Consider the following 17,606-nt stretch of genomic DNA (forward strand, 5'->3'; position numbering starts at 1 on the left):
GTCAGACGTCCTGACCCGGCGCCGTACGGCGCCGCCGTACCAGCACGGGCAGGAGGATCAGAGCGCTGATCACGGCCATCGCCACGACGCCGCCGCGCGCCGACCAGCGGTGCGTGGCCAGCATGCCCTGGGCCACCAGCATGTTGAGGACGACCGAGCCGGCCAGCGCGGCCAGCACCCGGGCGAACGGATCGAGGCCGCGCAGCAGGGCGGCGAGGCCGACGGCGGGTGCCCCGAGCAGGAAGAAGAGCACGAGCGGTGCGCGCAGCGGTGAGTCGGAGCCGGTGAGCGCGAGCAGCGCGCCGAATGCTCCTACGGCGGTGGCGGCACCCGCGAGCAGTGGCGTCAGGTCTCTGTCCGACGCTCTCGTGGATGTCCGGTTACGTGTGATCTGCATGGGCGACGTTTCCCCCCAGAAAGCGCCGGATGCCGGGCTTCAATGTCGCTCAGTGCCACGGGGGCCGTCAAGACGCCCTGGTACGGACTCGGACACGGGTGTTCCCCGGAGGCGTAAAGCACCTCCGGGGAACGGTGGTTCAGAAGATGTGTGCCGTGATCACGGCACGATCTTCAGGAGCCGGTTCGGCGAACCGGTACCCGCGCTGGTGACCACGCCGGTGGTGGCGCCGTTCACCAGGGCCGTGGCGACCTGGGCCGGGGTGGCCGAGGTGTGGTTCGCCAGGTAGACCGCGGCCGCGCCCGCGACGTGCGGGGTCGCCATCGACGTACCGGAGATGGTGTTGGTCGCGGTGTCGCTGGTGTTCCAGCCCGCGGTGATGGAGGAGCCGGGGGCGAAGACGTCCAGGATCGAGCCGTAGTTGGAGTAGCTGGCCCTGGCGTCCGTGCTGGTGGTGGCGCCGACCGTGATCGCGGTGGCGACGCGGGCCGGGGAGTACGAGGAGGCGTTGGCGCTGCTGTTGCCCGCCGCTACCGCGTAAGTGACGCCGCTGGCTATGGAGTTGGCCACGGCGTTGTCCAGCGTGGTGGAGGCGCTGCCGCCGAGCGACATGTTGGCGACCGAGGGACCGCTGTGGTTCGCGGTCACCCAGTTGATGCCCGCGACGACGCCCGCGGTGGTGCCGGAGCCGGCGTTGTCGAGCACCCGAACCGCCACGATGTTCGCCTTCTTGGCGATGCCGTAGGTGGTGCCGGCGATGGTCGTGGCCACGTGTGTGCCATGGCCGTTGCCGTCCGAGGCCGTGGTGTCGCCGTCCACGGCGTCGTAGCCGTAGCTCGCCCGGCCGCTGATCTGGGAGTGCGTGATGCGTACGCCGGTGTCGATGACGTACGCCGTCACACCGCCGCCCGCGGTGTCCGGGTAGGTGTACGTGCCGGAGAGCGGGAGCGAGGTCTGGTCGGAGCGGTCCAGACCCCAGGGCGCGCTGGACTGGGTGGTGTCGGTGAGGTGCACCGTCTGGTTCTGCTCGACCGTGGCGACCGCCGGGTCGGCGGCGAGTCTGCGGGCCTCGGCCGCGGAGAGGGTCGCGGTGTAGCCGTTCAGCGCGGCGCCGAACGTCTTGTTCACCGAGCCGCCGTACTCCTTGATGAGTCCCTTGCCCTCGCTCGACGAGGACTTGAAGCCCGCGTCCTTCTTGAGCGTGACGAGGTAGCTGTCCTTGACGGCCGTGGGGGAGCCGGCGGCAAGGACCTTGCCCTCGGCCGGGGCGGCCTGGGCGGGAAGGGCGGTGAACCCGCCCACCAGGGCGGCGGTTGCCAGGCCGGTGATCGCGGCGAACCGGAACTTCTTGCTACGCAGTTGTGCCATTACGAGGGAGTCCTCCTCATAGGCGACGCGCGCCTGGGTCGGGCGCGCGTCCGTGGGGGGTGCGCGTGATCGTGCGCACGGCCTGGAGCGTCGCGTTCCACTCCGGGCTGGAGTAAAGAGTGGACCAACTACCCGTGCAGAACAAGGGAGTTGAGCAGTAGTCAACAAATCTGTCATGCCCACGAAATCAAGGTGGCTTTTGGCATGGACACTTCCCGTCGATGCGCGTAGTTGGTACGACGGTGGTGGCAGAGATCCTGCTAAAGGGAGGTTCCATGAGACGTTCCCGATTTGCCGCGTACGTCGGCTCGCTCCTCCTCGCCCTCGCCGCCGTCCTCACCGGGACAGGCACCGCACACGCCGCCGAAGGCCCCTATGTGGCCCTCGGGGACTCCTATTCCTCGGGAGTCGGCGCGGGCGGCTACATCGCCTCAAGCGGCGACTGCAAGCGCAGCACGAAGTCCTATCCCTACCTCTGGGCGGCCGCCAACTCACCCTCGTCGTTCGCTTTCACGGCGTGCTCGGGCGCCCGAACGGGTGATGTTCTGGCGAGTCAACTGACCCCGCTCAGCTCCGCCACCGCCCTTGTCTCGATCAGCATCGGCGGCAACGACGCCGGGTTCGCCGACGTCATGACGACCTGTGTGCTCCAGTCCGACAGCTCGTGCCTGTCCCGGATCAACACCGCGAAGGCGTACGTCGACTCGACGCTGCCGGGGCAACTCGACAACGTCTACTCGGCGATCAGCGGCCGGGCCCCCAACGCCCATGTGGTCGTCCTCGGCTACCCCCGCTTCTACAAGCTCGGCACCACCTGCCTCGGCCTCTCCGAGACCAAGCGGAAGGCGATCAACGACGCCGCGGACTACCTCGACACCGCGGTCGCCAAGCGCGCCGCGGACCACGGCTTCACCTGGGGTGACGTCCGTGGCACCTTCACCGGCCACGAACTCTGCTCGGGGAGCGCCTGGTTGCACAGCCTCAACCTGTTCAACATCACCGAGTCCTACCACCCGATGGCGGCCGGCCAGTCCGGCGGCTATCTGCCCGTGCTGAAGAGCGTCGGCTGATCCCTCTCACGGGGACGCAGTGGGGGAGGCCTCGCCGGTGTCGGTCGGGGTCTCCGCCACGCAGGTCAGGGAGAAGGGGACCGAGTTGGACGTCTCCTCGACCGGATCACGGACCTCCACGCTGATGACGTCCTGGAACGTCCCGCTGTTGTCCTGCGTGGTGACGAACCGCCGGTCCTCCTGCGTCTTTCCGCCACTGGCCGGGAACGTGAGCGTCTTCCAACTGCCGTTCACCGAGCCGTTCTTCGACACCCAGCGATAGGTCACCGTCGCCGGAAGCCTGCCGACCGTCAGCGTGGCCGTGAAGGTGGGCGCCGCCGACTTGTCCGGCGGACAGGTGCCGGAGTAGTCGGTGTTCGCGCCCGCCAGCGAGACGTCCACCGACTGCTGCGGGGGTGCGCTCGTGGTGCTCTCGTTCTCGCTGGGCGGCGGGTTCTCCTCGCCGGACCCTTCCGTCTCGGTCCGCGCGGGTGAACTCACCGCGGGACCGGTGTCCTTGGCGGTCTCCCCGTTCCTGTCGTTGTCGTCCCGGTTCAGCAACGCGTACGTCAGCCCCGCGATCGCCAGCGCGAGGGCGACCACACCCGCGATCAGCACGAAGGCCGCTCGGCGGTTGCGGTCGGGCGCGTGGGAGGCCGTGGTGGCCGCGACCGGGGTGGAGGTCGGCGTGGGCGCGGGCCGGTACGGCGGCTCCTGCGGCAACGGCGCCGCAACAGTCGGCGGGTACGGCGCCGCCTGTACGGTGTCCGCCCGGGGCGTGCCCCCCGCCCCGATGATCCGCAGCTCCTGCTCGGCCAGGTCGGCCGACAGCCGCTCGGCCGGGTCCTTGCGCAGCAGCCCCTCGATCACCGGGGTGAGCGGACCCGCCCGGTACGGCGGCGGCAGCTCCTCGTCCACGATCGCGCGCAGGGTGCTGAGCGGGGTGTTCTGCCGGAACGGGGAGTTGCCCTCGACGGCCGCGTACAGCAGCACGCCCAGCGACCACAGGTCGGACTCGGGGCCCGGGGTGCGGCCAAGCGCCCGCTCCGGGGCCAGGAACTCGGGCGAGCCGATGACCTCGCCGGTCATCGTCAGTGCCGAGCTTCCCTCGACCTGGGCGATACCGAAGTCGGTGAGCACCACACGGCCGTCGTTCGACAGCAGCACGTTGGCGGGCTTCACATCCCGGTGCAGCACCCCGGCCTCGTGCGCGGCCCGCAGCGCGGAGAGCACCTCGGCACCGATGTGCGCGGTCCGCTGCGGGCTCAAGGGGCCCTCGGCGTCCAGCAGTTCGGCGAGCGAGATACCGCGCACCAGTTCCATGACGATCCACGGGCGGCCGTCCTCGGTGGCCACGTCGTACACCGTCACCACATTGCGGTTCGCCACCCGCGCCGCCGCCCACGCCTCGCGTTCGAGGCGGGCGTACATCCGCTCGACCTCGTGCGTCGGCAGTCCGTGGGGCGCGCGCACCTCCTTGACGGCGACCTCGCGGTGCAGCACTTCGTCACGGGCGCGCCACACGGTTCCCATGCCGCCCTCGCCGAGCGGGGAAAGGAGCCGGTAGCGGCCCGCGATCACTCGCTCACTGCCCGGTTCTTCGGACACGGACGTCCCCCAATTCGCACTCCACTCGACTTCGCATGATTTCTTCACAAAAGTAGCTCAGCCGAGTGCGGATGCCGCCCCCTTGAGCACCAATCCAGCCCCAAGGGCCACGACGACGAACGCCGACATCAGCGGTGCGCTCCTGCGCACCAGTGCGGTCAGCGGGCTCGCCGCCAGACGGGGGCGCCGGTCCAGCACCCGTGTGACTCCACTGCCCAGCCTGACGACGGCGAATCCGGCCGCGGTCAGGGTCAGGGCGAGCCCGACGCCGTACGCCACGACGAGCAGCAGACCGAACCAGGCCTGGCCGAGCGCGGCGGCGCCGACGAGCACGACGACCGCGGAGGGGCTGGGCACGAGGCCGCCGGCGAAGCCGAGGAGGATCGTGCCGCGGATGGTGGGGGCGACGGCGTGGGTGTGGGTGAAGCCGCCGTGGGTGTGTTCGAGGGTGTGGGAGTGGGAGGGGGCGTGCGTGTGTCCGTGGTCGTGAGGATGATCGTGGCTGTGGCCATGATCATGGCTGTGGCCGGGTGCGTGTGAGTGTGTGTGGGCCTCCGCCGTCGCGGAGGCGGTTTCCGTGTGGGCGGACACCAGGACCAGGGAGCGCTCCTCGGGCTCCTCCACGGCGGGCGTGTGGGTGTGGCCGTCCGGCCCGTGCGGGTGGTCATGGTCATGGGTGTGCCCGTGCCCGGGACCGCCCCCGTGCTGGTGGGCGCGGTCGCGCTGGGCCCGGCGCAGCAGGGTGATTCCCGCCGCGGTCACCATCACCCCGCTCGTGATGCCCAGCCAGGCGATCACCGAGGGGGCTGCCGCCGAACCGGCCGTGACCAGGAGGCCCAGGGCGACCACGCCGAGGGTGTGGGTGACCGTCACCGAGGCGGCCAGCGGCAGAACGTCCTTCATCCGGGCCCTGCCGCCGCGCGCCGCGGCCACCGCGGCCATCAGGGTCTTGCCGTGGCCCGGCGCGAGCGCGTGCATCGCGCCGAGGAAGACCGCGATGAGCAGGGCGAGCGCGGCGAAACCGACGGTGAGGTCGTGCCGGGCGACCAGGGAGTCCAGGGCGCGGGTCCAACGGTCGGCGCCGCGGGGCAGCACGGAGGCGGCCGGGGCGTCCGACTGCTCCTCGGCGAGAGCGGGACCACCGGGCCGTACCCGCACGGAGGCGGTCACGGTGTCGGCGGGCGAGGAGAGCAGCTCCTGCGGGTACTTGGTCAGCTCGTTCGAGATCGACTTCGTGGGTACGTCCGACTTCGTGAGCGTCGTCCGGTCACCGCGCGCGGTGATCTCGCGCCAGCCGGGGCCGGAGTCGGTGCCCGCGCTGTGGAAGCCGAGGGCGACGGTGGTGTCCTCGGGGAGCGGGGCGGTCAGCCGGCACTCCACACGCAGGGTGTCGAGCCCGGCCTGACCGGGACGCACGCGCGCGTGGCTGCTCGCGACCGCCAGAGCGGCCGTACGACCGTCGACGGTGACCTTGGCGCCCTCGGCTGCCTTCTGACAGCGCTGAGCCGCCCACCCGGTCATGCCGAGCTTCTCGATGTCCGGCTTGGCCTGGGTGGCCGGGATCTCGGCGAGGTCCTCGACATGGTCGACGCGGAGTCGGCCCGGGGCGGTGACGAGACCGTCGTAGCGATTGACGGTGAAGTTGCCGAGAGGGTGGGCGCTCGCGCTGCTGGAAGGGAGCAGCGCGAGCGCACAAGCCGCCGTCAGGACGGCCGTGACGGACGCGAACAGACGGCGGGGCTTCACTTGGACGCCTCCTTGAGTGCCTTGCGGGCCTCACGGGCGCCGAGGGGGGAGAAACCGGGGTTGAGCTTCAGGGCGGAGGCGAGTTGGCTCCGGCCCTCCTTCGCGTCGCCCGCGGCGAGCTCGATGACGCCTCGGTGGTAGCGGAAGGAGGCGTTGCGGTAGCCGGTGGCGGTGGCCTGCCGGGCGTACGGCAGCGCCTCCTTGTCGCGGCCGTTGACGTGCAGGGCCCAGGCGAGGGCGTCCGCGGTGTGCACGGTGTGCCGACGGGCCCACTCGGCGCGGGCGGCCTTCAGGGCCGAGGCCTTGTCGCCGTGGTCGGCGGCGGCGAGCGCGGTGTCGAGGTCGGCGTTGACGCCGTTGGCCCGGGCGAGCGCGATCCAGGCGTCGACGAGTGCGTACTGGTCCTTGGCCTTCACCTCGTCGCCGTCGGCACCCCTGTCCTCGTACAACTCACCGAGTTCGACGAGCGGTTGGGGCAGCGGATACCGGGCTACGACGGCCTCCAAGCCCTTGATCGCGGCGGCGCGGTCCCCGCTCGCGGCCTGGGCCCGGGCCCGGCCCTCCAGAGCGGGGAGGTAGGCGTCGTCGGCGGCGAGGGCGCGGGCGTAGTCGGTCAGGGCCGTGTCGTAGTCGCCCTGGTTCCAGGCGAGTTGGCCCAGTGCGGTGGCCACGTAGGCGATGTCTCCCGGGGTGGTCGCGGTGGCCAGGGCCTGCTCCAGGACGCCGCGGGCGGTGCGGACGTCGCCGCGGAGCTCGTGGACGTAGGCGTAGCGGGTGAACACCGGGATGCCGGGCCGTCGTTCGTCCGCGAGGCCGGCGGCCTTCGACGCCTCGTCGTAGCGGCCGAGTTCGACGAGTGCGTCGATACGGGAGGACAGGGCGCGTTCGTTGTAGGGGTTCTGCTTCAGGGTCCTGTCGGCGTAACCGAGGGCGCCCTTGAAGTCGTGGCGGGCGGCGGCGAGCGCGGCGAGCCCGGCGAGGCCCTGCTCGTTGTCCGCGGCCAACTTCAGTGACTTCTTGAGGGCTTGCTCGGCCTGCGGATACCGCGAGGGGTCACCCTTCGTCCGCGCCTGCTCGACGTAGGCGAGTCCAAGGGTGGCCCAGCCGCCGAAGTCCTTGGGCTGACCGCGGAGATGGGCCTGCAGCGCCTTGATGCTCGTGTCGAGGTCCCCACTGGCCATGAGCCCCGGGGAGACGGCCGCGGACGAACTGGCGACGGTGGCGGTACCACCGTCCCGCAGTGCCCCGAAGGCGATCGACCCCCCGGTCAGCGCGACGGCCAACAGGGCCGCACACCCGGCGAGTTGAGCGGCCCGCCACCGCCGCCCGGCCTCGGACACCCGCCGTACAGCGGCGACCTTCTCGTCATCGGCCTGAGCAGAGGGCTCCACGGTCTCCGACGATCCGTCGTGCTCGTTCTCGGCTGCGCTGTCGGTCGTAGACCCGGACATTGCCCTCTCCTGATTCGTTCGTGATCGATCGTGTACTGCGGCGCGGCCTGCACCGTGGGGGATGGGTACGCGCAGGCCGCGCCAGTAAAGGGGGGTGAGACGACGGCTTTCAGGGGCGCGGGGCTGTATCGATATGCGGCTGCGCCGCGTGGGCGCGACCAGCCCCCACGCACCCGCACCCGCCGCACAACGGGCCGAGGCACCCTAGTAGGCACGCCCCCGCATCCGACGCCACCACATGAGCGCCGCCCCGATGAGCGCGATCCCCGCGGCCCCCGCACCGGCCGACGCGGCGATCAGGGTCACGTTGTCCGACCCGGAGGACCCGGCGGGGGACAGCGCGTCCCCGAGCTGGTTCCGCACGTCGTTCCCACCGGAGGTGCCCTTCGCGAGCGGCCCGCGAGAACCCTCCGTCGGCAGCGCCACGTACGGGAACGACTTCTCGAAGTCCTTGTCGTTCTTGTCGACCGCGTCACCGAGGTCGTTCTTGGACCCGACCAGCTCACCCTCGACGACCTGCAGCGACGCGTCGATCACGTCGTCGGTGAGCCGACGCCCGTTCGGGAACCCGGCGTTGTCGCCATCAAGCACACCGAGCCGCTTCGGAGAATCGGTGGGCTTGATGGACGTGTTGAGGCGCAGCTCCTCCGCTGCACGCACATAGGGCGGCTGGTTCAGGTCCTTCACACCCTTGAGGAACACGTCCACGAGGTCGTTGCGCGGCTCCTTCGGGGCGGGGATCTTGTAGATCGCCTCGATGAGCTTCGGCAGCTCGGGGTTGGTCACGTTCTTCAGGAACTGCGCGTCGTCCCACGGCGCGGACGCGTTGAACTTGTCCTTGTCCTTGAGCGGGTTGACGACCTCGTTGACGAGCGGGTTGCCCAGGCGCGAGACCTGGGAGTAGTACCCCTGCGCGTTCTTGCGCTGGGTCGTCGACCAGATGCCCACGATCGGCTGGTGCGAGGACTCGGTGATCATGTCCGTCGGGACCTGCAGGGCGATCGAGTTGACGTTGTAGCCCTTGAGCGTGTCGTTGCCGACCTCGCTGAGGTTCCCGCCGTACAGCAGGTCGAAGACGCGCAGGTCGGCGAAGAACGGGTCGTCGGCCTGGCCGGCGAAGGACGTCTGGTCGTTGGGGAGCTTGTAGACCGCCTGGTCGCGCAGCTTCTCGTAGTTCGGCATGGAGGCCTTGCCGACGTTCGACGGCGCCACCGGGACGTCGTCGGCGATCTTCGTCTTGTACTTCACCTTCTGGTTCTTGAGCTGGAAGAGCTCGATGTCGTACGTCTGCGTGACGTTCAGGTCGGGGTCGTCGAGGCTCTCGACCGCGCCCGTGTTGTACAGGAACGACTTCTTGTTCTTGATGTGCGTCTTGAAGGTGAAGCGGTACAGCAACTCGCCCTGTCCGTCACCGTTGTTGTCGATGTGGATGTCGTACTGCGCATCCTCGGCGAACTGGTAGAAGTTCGGCCCACCGCCGGGCTCCTCGAAGGGGATCCAGTTGGCGACGATCGTCGTCGAGTCCGGCTTGTCGGGGCTGACGAACGCGTACAGGTCCGTGTTGTCGTACTGGGGGTCACCCGAGATCAGCGGGGCCTCCCGGTGACTGGAGGCGAGGGCCGCCCCCGGTTCCAGCGTGGCAACGCCGGCGGCTGCGAGCCCCCCGGCGGCCAGCGCACCACAGATGAGGGTCGCGAGACTCCTGCGTCCCGAGCCGCTCCTGGAGATAGGTGTCATGCCGTCCGTCCTCAGTCCAACTTGCCTGACGCTCGGTGATTCGGAGTGGTGGCCGGGCCGGATTGGTCGAATCTCAAAACTTCTTTTCTGCTGCTCGACCCGCGTTTTCGGCCCGCTGATCCGTATGAGCCTGAGGTGGCGCATGCTCATACCCATCCGAAGGTGAGTTCGTTGCGAATACCTCGTGGGACGGGACGGCCCAGGTGCGGCTTTGCGGGAGGGGGCGACGAGTTGGAAGCGGACGAGCTTCTGGTGCTCGTGGCGGGCGGTGACCAGAAGGCATTCGAGGAGCTCTACGGGCTTGTGGCCGGACCGGTGTTCGGGCTCGTACGGCGGGTGGTGCGCGATGCGGCGCAGTCGGAGGAGGTGTCGCAGGAGGTGCTGCTCGAACTCTGGCGTTCGGCCGCGCGGTTCGACCCCAGCAAGGGCAGCGCGCTGTCCTGGATCCTCACCCTCGCGCACCGCCGTGCCGTCGACCGGGTGCGCAGCGCCCGCGCGGCAGGTGAGCGCGAGCAGCGCGAGGCGCTCCGCGCGAACAGCCCGGCCTTCGACCATGTCACCGAAGAGGTCGAGGCGGGTCTGGAGAGGGAGTGGGTACGGCGGTGTCTCGACCGCTTGACCGTCCTGCAGCGCCAGTCCGTCACCCTCGCCTACTACGACGGCTACACCTATCGTGAAGTGGCCGAGCGACTGTCCCTGCCGCTGGGAACGGTGAAGACGCGGATGCGTGACGGACTGACCCGCTTGCGGGAGTGCCTGGGAGGTGTGGCATGAGCCTCTTCCGCCGAGAAGACCTCCACTCCCTCGCGGCCCCGTACGCCCTCGACGCGCTGGAGCCCGCCGAACGGGCCCGCTTCGAGAAGCACCTGAGGGACTGCGACAGTTGTGCGGCGGAGGTCCGTGCGCTGTCCGAGGACGCCGTACGACTCGCGTGGTCGGCCGCCGCTCCGCCGCCGGCCGCGATGCGCGACCGGGTGCTGGCCGCCGTACGCACCATTCCGCAGGCGCCCGCCGTACGGCAGGAGCCGGCACGCGCGCGCAAGTCCCAGCTGCCGCCCCATGTCTGGGGTGCCCAGCCGCCGCCCAGGCAGCGTCGGCGGCGGCCGCTGTTCGTGCCCTTCGCCACGGCCACCGCCGCCGCGGCCCTCGTCGTCGCCTCCTTGTTCGCCGTCCAGGCCAACCGGACGCAGGACGAACTGGACGCGCAGAAGGCCCAGGCCAGTGAGATCGCCCACGTTCTCCAGGCCTCGGACGCGCTCGCGACCCGGGGCCAGGACCCACAGGGCCGGACGATCGGAGTGATCGCTTCCGCATCGGAGGGGCGTGCGGTCGTCACCCTGAGCGGGTACAGCGCGCCCCCGAGCGGCCGTGTGCGCCAGTTGTGGCTCATGCGCCCCAACGAGCAACCACGCTCCCTCGGGCTCTTCGACGCCGACACGCCCTTGGTCGCGACCGGACTCGACAAGTCCGCGACATCACTCGCTGTGACTGTCGAGCCCGACGGGGGCTCACCGCAGCCCACTACCCAGCCGGTTGTCCAACTCGCCCTGAAATCGGTCGGATTCGGAGAGTAATCATGGAGGGGTCGTCAACACCCTTACGGGGAAGGTGAATCCTGTGACGCCGATACACGTGTGCCCCGACGGGGCGATAGGGTTACCCTGCCCGGGCCGGGTGGACTCGTACGGGTGGGGAGTGACATGGAACAGATAGCAGTGCGTAGGGCGAGGGTCCCTGCGATCACCTGCGGGAGCAGCGCGACCAGTTCGCGCCTCGACCGCCATCTCTCGGTGCTGTCGGGGCCTGCCGTCCCGCAGCGCGAGGCGGCCGAGGCGACGTTGCTGATGCGTGAGCTGACCGCGCGCGACAGGACCAAGCAGGAGCGCAGTGACAGGGGTGCGCGGGTCCGCCGTGTCTCGCTGTTCGCGCCGCTGCGCCGACTGCGCCGTTCGCTCTTCGGCGGTCGCTGAGCCGTGCCGGTGCGCTGAGCCGTACCGGCCCCCGGGGCCGACGGTTCAGACGTCCCGACCCGCGCTCGGCGGTACCGCCACCCCGGCGTTGTGCTGCGATCCCGTCCGTCATCCCCACGGCATGCGGCACGATCCAGGTGAGTCCACCGAGCGCGGGGTACGTCCCCGCCTCAGTCCCCTGCGTCACAGTTTTGTCATGCACTCCGAGGTCGGCCCGGGCCCCGGCAGGGCCCGAACCCCCTTCCCGGCAAGAGGTGTTCAGCCCTCGCCGCGCGTATACCGGCGGACGGCGAGCGGCACGAAGACCGCGAGCAGCACCGCACACCAGGCCAGCGAACCGGCGATCGGATGGGCCACCGGCCAGGACGCCCCCTCCGGTACGGGCGCGTTCCCGAACAGATCCCGCAGGGCCGTGGTCACCGCGCTGATCGGATTCCACTCGGCGAGCGTGCGCAGCCAGCCGGGCAGGCCCTCGGTCGGGATGTACGCGTTCGACAGCAGCGGCAGGACGAAGGTCGCGCCGCCCAGCTGTCCGGAGGCCTCCTCGCTACGGGTGAGCAGGCCGAGGAAGATACCGATCCAGGTCGTCGCGAACCGGAACAGCAGCAACAGCCCGACCGCGCCCACCGCCTGGACTGCGGACCCCTCGACGCGCCAGCCCACCGCGAGTCCCACCAGCAGGAACGGCACCGTGCCGGCGGCCGTGACCAGCACGTCCGCGACCGACTGGCCCAGCGGTACGGCCGCCCGGCTGATCGGCAGTGTCCGCAGCCGGTCCGTCACGCCCCGGTGGACGTCCTGGGCCGCCTGGAACATCCCGGTCATGATCCCGTTCGCCGCCGTCGCCACCAGCAGGCCCGGTACCAGGAAGGACCGGTACTCCTCACCCGGCATCGCCAGCGCGCTGCCGAAGACGTAGCCGAAGAACAGCAGCATGGTGATCGGCATCGTCTGGGTCAGGATCAGCAGTCCGGGGTTGTTCCGGACCCGCCGCAGCTGACGGCCCAGCATCGCGGTGCCGTCGTAGGCCAACATGCTCATGCCGCACGCTCCTTGGTGAGACGCAGGAACACGTCGTCGAGGGTGGGTGGTTGGATGCTCGCGTCGAGCAACGGCACGCCCGCCGCGTCCAGTTCGCGCACCAGCCGGGGCAGGGTGAGGGTGGTGTCCCGGGTGACCGCGCCGACCGCTTTGCGCTCATGGTCGAACGACGGCTCCCCGCCGGTGAGTTGGTCGAGGACACCCGCCGCCTTCACCAGGACGTCCGCGTCCGCGACGACGATCTCGACATGCGCCCCTATCAGCGCCTTGAGCTGGGACGGCGAACCCGTGTGCGCGACCCGCCCTTCGTCCACCAGGGCGATGTCATGGGCGAGCTGGTCGGCCTCCTCCAGGTACTGCGTGGTCAGCAGCACGGTCGTGCCGTCCGCCGTGAGCTCGCGCACGGCGTCCCAGATGAGGTTGCGGCTGGCCGGGTCGAGCCCGGTCGTCGGTTCGTCGAGGAACAGGATCTCGGGGCGGCGGATCAGGCTGGCCGCCAGGTCGAGGCGGCGACGCATACCGCCCGAGTAGGTGGCCGCGGGCCGGTCGGCGGCCTCGGACAGCCCGAAGCGGTCGAGCAGCTCGGCGGTCCGCTCGGCCGGCCCCCGCACCCGGTGCAGCCGGGCGAACAGCCGGAGGTTCTGCCGACCGGTGAGGTCCCCGTCGACCGACGCGTACTGCCCGGTGACGGCGATCGCGCGGCGCACCGCCTCCGGCTCCCGGACGAGGTCGTGACCGGCGACCCGCGCGGACCCCGCGTCCGGCCGCAGCAGCGTCGTCAGCAGCCGTACGGCCGTCGTCTTGCCCGCGCCGTTGGGGCCGAGGATGCCGCAGACCGTACCCGGGGCGACCGCGAGATCGAGGCCGCGCAGGGCATGGACCTCCCCGAATCGCTTCTCCAGACCTTCACTAAGTACGCCGTACGTAGAAGTCATGGCTCGACCATAGCGCACTACGTACGCTGTACGTAACTAGGATGGTGGCCGAGGTGATGATCGATGGCGGGCCGAGCGGCCGTACCCGAAGTGATCTGGGCTCGTCCCGAGCGGACGGGGCGTGGGCCGAAGCCCGCGTTCACCAGGGCGGACATCGCGGCGGCGGCGGTGCGGCTCGCGGACGCCGGCGGTCTGGACGCGGTGTCCATGCGGCATGTCGCGGCCGAACTGGGCTGCGGGACGATGTCGCTGTACAACTACGTCCCCCGTAAGGAGGACCTGTACGAGCTGATGGTGGACGCGGTCAGCGGCGAGCACGAGCTGTTCGAGCCGACGGGGGACTGGCGGGCGGACATGCTCCGCAACGCGCGCCAGACCAAGGCGCTGATGCACCGGCATCCTTGGATGGTGCGGCTGATGTCAGGGGTGTACGGCTTCAGCCCCAACGCCCTGCGCTATCTGGAGCACTGCCTCGCCTGCCTCGACCCGCTGGACGCCCCCTACGGCACGAAGATCGAGCTCGTCGCGATGCTCAACGGGTGCGTGACGACGTATGTCTCGAACGAGCTGTCCACGGCTGAGCGGGCGCGGTCGTTGCCGTGGTCGGAGGAGCAGGAGAACGCGGTGCGGATCGCGTACCTGGGGAGCCAGGTGGCGTCGGGGGCGTATCCGCGGCTGGCGGCGTCGTTCATGGAGGACGCGGGGCCGATTGATCTTGAGGCCGTGTTCGAGCGGATGTTGGGGCGGGTGTTGGATGGGTTTGCGCCGCGGGGGTGACTGTTTGCGTGCGGGGTGCGGCGCCAGTCGTGGCTGGGTGCGCAGTTCCCGCGCCCCTGGGTGGCTACAGCAGCGTTAGTTGGCCCTCCGGCCCCTCTTCGTGGCCGTCCAGGACCGAGGCCGGCCTTCGTGCCGAGTCCGGGACCGGCAGCACCCCCGCCTCGCGCAGGTCGGTCGCCGTGATCCGTGACGTCAACTCGTCCTCCAGCGGCTGGAGATCCGCCAGCAGGGTCAACACCGTGATCAGCTCAAGGAGTTCCGACGTCCACGTCTGCGGCCAGGTCGCCGGGCGGATCGCGGACAGTGTGCCCGGTTCCGCCTCCGCGATCCGGGTCGTGAACCACTGTTCCAGTACCCGCACTCCGCCCGTCGCGAAGTCCCAGGCCTCCGGCGGTACGGGGGAGACGCGGCCCTCGTCCAGCAGGAGGGCCTCCTCGTCGCGGTCGTAGTCCAGGGTCAGAGGGCGGGCCGGCAGGGGTGCGCGAACGTACGGGCGGCGGCCGCCGGGGAGCTTCGGACGGTCCCCGTCGCGGCGCATCAGCCAGAGCGCACGGTGGCCCGACTCCACTCCCCGGGACCAGAGTTCGGGGTCGTCGGTCAGCGGGACGGTGAGGTCAGGGCGGACGGCCGTCAGGATCCAGGCGAGGGTGTCCACGGGCTCCACCGGGACGCCGAGCCGGGTCCGCAGGTGCTCCAGGAGGCCCGGGGCCAGGTTCGGTTCCGTGCCGCCTGGCCGGCGGTGCAGCGGGCGGATGCGGCCGGGCCGGAGCAGCGGGAGGAGGGAGGTCGCGAGGAGCCGGGGGCCCTGGGTGTCCGACGGCGTCTCCACCACGAACACCTGGTCGTCGTCCGCCACCCGCCACAACTCGGGCCGGGCCGCGTCGATCAGCCGGTGGTCCGGGATCAGCCACTGCTCGTCGAAGGGCGCGTGCAGGACCCGTACCGGCTCCGGGCAGGGACCGGACGCGCGCGCGAGGCGCTCCGTGCCGCCCGTGCGTCCCGGCAGCTGTCCGACCGCCGAGCGCAGGGTACGCGAGCGGGTCGGCTCGAACAGGGCCTCCCGGTCGGGTCCCTCGGCCTTCAGCAGGGCGTCCCAGCGGGCTTTCAGGGACGCCGCGTCGGGGCCCGTCGGCCACCCCCGGCCGAGCCGCGGCGGTGCGACGGACCACGGCATGAGGTCCGCCAGCGGCGGAGCGTCGTCGTGCGTCACGCTGGGCATCGTACGACCATTCGCCGACAGGCAGCCGGTTCCAGTGAGGTCATGTGGCTTCCAGAGTCACCGAGAAGGAGAACCGGTCACCCCGGTAGTGGATCACCGCCGCGTCCAGTACCCGGCCCTCCGTGTCGTACGCCAGACCCGTGTAGTGCAGGATCGGGCTGAGCAGCGGGACTTGGAGCAGTCGGGCCGTCTCCGGGTCCGCGAGCCGCGCCTCCACCGTGTCCGTGATGCGGCTGATGTCCGCCCCGACGATGTCCCGCAGCACCTTTGTCATCGGCCAGCGCACCAGGTCGGACGGGTCGATGCGCGCGGCCAGTTCGGGACGGACGTAGTTGCGGGCGTGGTTGGTCGGCTCGCCGGTCTGCTCGTCGCTGCGCAGCCGGTGGTACGACGCCACCTCGTCCAATTCGGGGAAGTGCTCGGCGAGTTCGGACGGCACGGATGCCTTGCCGTGCTCCAGCAGTTCGGTCGTCATGCCGGACTGCTGGGCCACGATCGCGTCCACCGAGCCGAGCAGCCGGACCGGGGAGCCCCGGCGGGCGTCCGGCTCGATGAAGGTGCCCCGGCGGCGGTGGCGGGTGATGAGCCCCTCGTCCTCCAGCTCCTTCAGTGCCTGCCGCATGGTCAGCACGCTCACGCCGTAGTGCCCGGCCAGTTGTTCCTCGGTGGGCAGGCGGAGCGGGTCCTGGGGCGAGCGGCCGAGTATCGAGGCGCGCAGGGACTGCGACACCTGGTACCAGAGCGGCAGCTTGCGGTTCAGGACGATCGAGTCCGGGGCGAAGGAGGTCACGGGCTATCCGTACCTTTCGCGGATCGGTCAACGCAACGGGCGGAAGTGACGCTCGAGGCCCCGCCACACGTCGTCGTAGTGCGGCTGGAGGTGATCCGCCCGGGCCGCGTGCGCGGTGAGCGTCACCGGCCAGCGGGTCTCGAACATGAACGCGAGACCGTCGTCGACCTTCTGCGGCTTCAGCTCGGCCGCGCTGGCCTTGTCGAAGGTCTCCCGGTCCGGCCCGTGCGCCGACATCATGTTGTGCAGTGAGCCGCCGCCAGGGACGAAACCCTGGGCTTTCGCGTCGTAGGCGCCCTCGATCAGGCCCATGTACTCGCTCATCACGTTCCGGTGGAAGTACGGCGGGCGGAAGGTGTCCTCCCCGACCAGCCAGCGCGGCGCGAAGACCACGAAGTCGACTCCGGCCAGGCCCGGGGTGTCCGACGGGGACGTCAGCACCGTGAAGATCGACGGGTCGGGGTGGTCGTAGGAGATGCTGCCGATGACATTGAAGCGGCGCAGGTCGTAGACGTACGGCACATGGTTGCCGTGCCACGCGACGACGTCGAGCGGCGAGTGGTCGTAGGTCGCCGTCCAGAGGTTGCCGCAGAACTTGTTGACCACCTCCACCGGCCCCTCGACGTCCTCGTAGGCGGCGACGGGGGCCCGGAAGTCGCGGGCGGCGGCGAGGCCGTTGGCGCCGATCGGGCCGAGGTCGGGGAGCTGGAAGGGGGCACCGTAGTTCTCGCACACATAGCCGCGGGCTGAAGTGTCCAGGAGCTCCACACGGAAGCGGACCCCGCGAGGGATCAGCGCCACATGTCCCGGCTCCACATGCAGTCGTCCGAACTCCGTGCGCAGCAGCAGTCCGCCGAGCTCGGGCACGATCAGCAGCTCGCCGTCGGCGTCGCTGAAGACGCGGTCCATGGAATCGGTGGCGTGGTAGAGGTGCACGGCCATGCCGGTGCGCTGGGTCACGTCGCCGTTGCCGCCGAGGGTCCACAGACCGGCGAGGAAGTCGGTGCCCTCGACGGGCTCCGGCAGCGGGTCCCAGCGCAGCCGGTTCGGGTCCGGGACCGACTCGGTGAACGGGGCCGTACGGATCCAGCCGTTGTGGGTGTGGACGAACGCCGGGTGCGCGGCGGACGGGCGGATCCGGTACAGCCAGGAACGGCGGTTGTGGGCGCGGGGCTCGGTGAACGCCGTACCGCTGAGCTGTTCCGCGTAGAGGCCGAGGGGGGCGCGCTGCGGGGCGTTGCGGCCCTCGGGCAGGGCGCCCGGCACGGCCTCCGATGCGTGCTCGTTGCCGAAACCGGACAGGTAGACCAAGCCCTCGGCGGTCTTCCGCGCGTCCGCGCCCGTGATCGCTGCGTCCCCGCTCATGATCGCTCCCTTGCGGTCTGATTCCTATGCAACACCGTAGGATTGCGGTTTCGTCGACGCAAGAGGGTCGTCGCGTGGAACCGATTGCGCGGCCGTGACCTCCTCAGGGAGGAGGATGAGAACCAGACCCCAGGGGGATTCGCGGTGTCGGAC

At 70.4% G+C, this 17,606-nt stretch carries 16 protein-coding genes; 5 read left to right on the forward strand and 11 right to left on the reverse strand.

Translation table 11 applies throughout. The features are described from left to right. Position 1 precedes the first annotated feature (1 nt). Together ACI2L1_RS27165 and ACI2L1_RS27170 are read right to left on the reverse strand one after the other, a co-directional pair. Entirely contained in the window at positions 2–397 is a 396-nt protein-coding gene (locus tag ACI2L1_RS27165; protein WP_404741982.1) for a hypothetical protein, read from the reverse strand. Positions 398–556: 159 nt separating this feature from the next. Further along, positions 557–1,765 (reverse strand): S8 family peptidase, encoded by a 1,209-nt coding sequence (locus tag ACI2L1_RS27170; protein WP_404741983.1) that lies wholly within the window; start codon positions 1,763–1,765, stop codon positions 557–559. Positions 1,766–2,040: 275 nt separating this feature from the next. On the opposite strand from ACI2L1_RS27170, the gene ACI2L1_RS27175 reads away from it, so the two are divergent. Further along, positions 2,041–2,835: an SGNH/GDSL hydrolase family protein gene (locus ACI2L1_RS27175; protein WP_404741984.1), complete on the forward strand. Its 795-nt coding sequence runs from the start codon at positions 2,041–2,043 to the stop codon at positions 2,833–2,835. Between the two features lie 6 nt (positions 2,836–2,841). On the opposite strand, the gene ACI2L1_RS27180 is transcribed toward ACI2L1_RS27175, so the two are convergent. The 4 genes from ACI2L1_RS27180 to ACI2L1_RS27195 all read right to left on the reverse strand — a co-directional run bounded on the left by ACI2L1_RS27180 (position 2,842) and on the right by ACI2L1_RS27195 (position 9,356). Then, entirely contained in the window at positions 2,842–4,422 is a 1,581-nt protein-coding gene (locus ACI2L1_RS27180; protein ID WP_404741985.1) for a protein kinase, read from the reverse strand. A 57-nt stretch (positions 4,423–4,479) separates the two neighbouring features. Next, the gene (locus tag ACI2L1_RS27185) at positions 4,480–6,168 is read right to left on the reverse strand and encodes a sulfite exporter TauE/SafE family protein (RefSeq protein ID WP_404741986.1); all 1,689 of its coding nucleotides are present in this window, start codon (positions 6,166–6,168) and stop codon (positions 4,480–4,482) included. Beyond that, positions 6,165–7,619: a tetratricopeptide repeat protein gene (locus ACI2L1_RS27190; protein ID WP_404741987.1), complete on the reverse strand. Its 1,455-nt coding sequence runs from the start codon at positions 7,617–7,619 to the stop codon at positions 6,165–6,167. The genes ACI2L1_RS27185 and ACI2L1_RS27190 overlap by 4 nt, the downstream gene beginning before the upstream one ends. Positions 7,620–7,823: 204 nt before the next feature. Further along, positions 7,824–9,356, reverse strand: coding sequence for a DUF4331 domain-containing protein (locus tag ACI2L1_RS27195; protein ID WP_404741988.1), 1,533 nt, complete (start codon positions 9,354–9,356; stop codon positions 7,824–7,826). Positions 9,357–9,587: 231 nt separating this feature from the next. On the opposite strand from ACI2L1_RS27195, the gene ACI2L1_RS27200 reads away from it, so the two are divergent. The 3 genes from ACI2L1_RS27200 (at position 9,588) to ACI2L1_RS27210 (ending at position 11,326) form a co-directional block, all read left to right on the forward strand. Further along, the gene (locus ACI2L1_RS27200; protein WP_404741989.1) at positions 9,588–10,130 is read left to right on the forward strand and encodes a sigma-70 family RNA polymerase sigma factor; all 543 of its coding nucleotides are present in this window, start codon (positions 9,588–9,590) and stop codon (positions 10,128–10,130) included. After that, entirely contained in the window at positions 10,127–10,930 is an 804-nt protein-coding gene (locus ACI2L1_RS27205) for an anti-sigma factor domain-containing protein (RefSeq protein WP_404741990.1), read from the forward strand. The genes ACI2L1_RS27200 and ACI2L1_RS27205 overlap by 4 nt, the downstream gene beginning before the upstream one ends. A gap of 126 nt (positions 10,931–11,056) precedes the next feature. After that, positions 11,057–11,326, forward strand: coding sequence for a hypothetical protein (locus ACI2L1_RS27210; protein ID WP_404741991.1), 270 nt, complete (start codon positions 11,057–11,059; stop codon positions 11,324–11,326). Positions 11,327–11,584: 258 nt separating this feature from the next. Here the strand turns inward: ACI2L1_RS27210 and ACI2L1_RS27215 are convergent, their stop codons facing one another. Together ACI2L1_RS27215 and ACI2L1_RS27220 are read right to left on the reverse strand one after the other, a co-directional pair. Then, positions 11,585–12,367, reverse strand: a complete 783-nt coding sequence (locus tag ACI2L1_RS27215) for an ABC transporter permease (protein WP_404741992.1) — start codon at positions 12,365–12,367, stop codon at positions 11,585–11,587. Further along, positions 12,364–13,302: an ATP-binding cassette domain-containing protein gene (locus tag ACI2L1_RS27220; protein ID WP_404741993.1), complete on the reverse strand. Its 939-nt coding sequence runs from the start codon at positions 13,300–13,302 to the stop codon at positions 12,364–12,366. Before ACI2L1_RS27220 ends, ACI2L1_RS27215 begins: the two co-directional genes overlap by 4 nt. A 63-nt stretch (positions 13,303–13,365) precedes the next feature. Between ACI2L1_RS27220 and ACI2L1_RS27225 the strand changes: the two genes are divergently transcribed. Continuing rightward, positions 13,366–14,079, forward strand: coding sequence for a TetR/AcrR family transcriptional regulator (locus ACI2L1_RS27225; RefSeq protein ID WP_404741994.1), 714 nt, complete (start codon positions 13,366–13,368; stop codon positions 14,077–14,079). Between the two features lie 64 nt (positions 14,080–14,143). Here ACI2L1_RS27225 and ACI2L1_RS27230 read toward each other — a convergent pair whose 3' ends face one another. The 3 genes from ACI2L1_RS27230 to hmgA are packed head-to-tail and all read right to left on the reverse strand — an operon-like array spanning position 14,144 to position 17,453. Next, positions 14,144–15,298: a type ISP restriction/modification enzyme gene (locus ACI2L1_RS27230; RefSeq protein WP_404741995.1), complete on the reverse strand. Its 1,155-nt coding sequence runs from the start codon at positions 15,296–15,298 to the stop codon at positions 14,144–14,146. Between the two features lie 40 nt (positions 15,299–15,338). After that, positions 15,339–16,088, reverse strand: coding sequence for a GntR family transcriptional regulator (locus ACI2L1_RS27235; protein ID WP_404741996.1), 750 nt, complete (start codon positions 16,086–16,088; stop codon positions 15,339–15,341). Between the two features lie 27 nt (positions 16,089–16,115). Next, complete coding sequence (hmgA, locus tag ACI2L1_RS27240) at positions 16,116–17,453, reverse strand: homogentisate 1,2-dioxygenase (RefSeq protein ID WP_404741997.1); 1,338 nt, start codon at positions 17,451–17,453, stop codon at positions 16,116–16,118. Positions 17,454–17,606: the final 153 nt, after the last annotated feature.

The sequence above is a fragment of the Streptomyces sp. NPDC019531 genome (assembly GCF_044903305.1).
Taxonomy (GTDB): domain Bacteria; phylum Actinomycetota; class Actinomycetes; order Streptomycetales; family Streptomycetaceae; genus Streptomyces.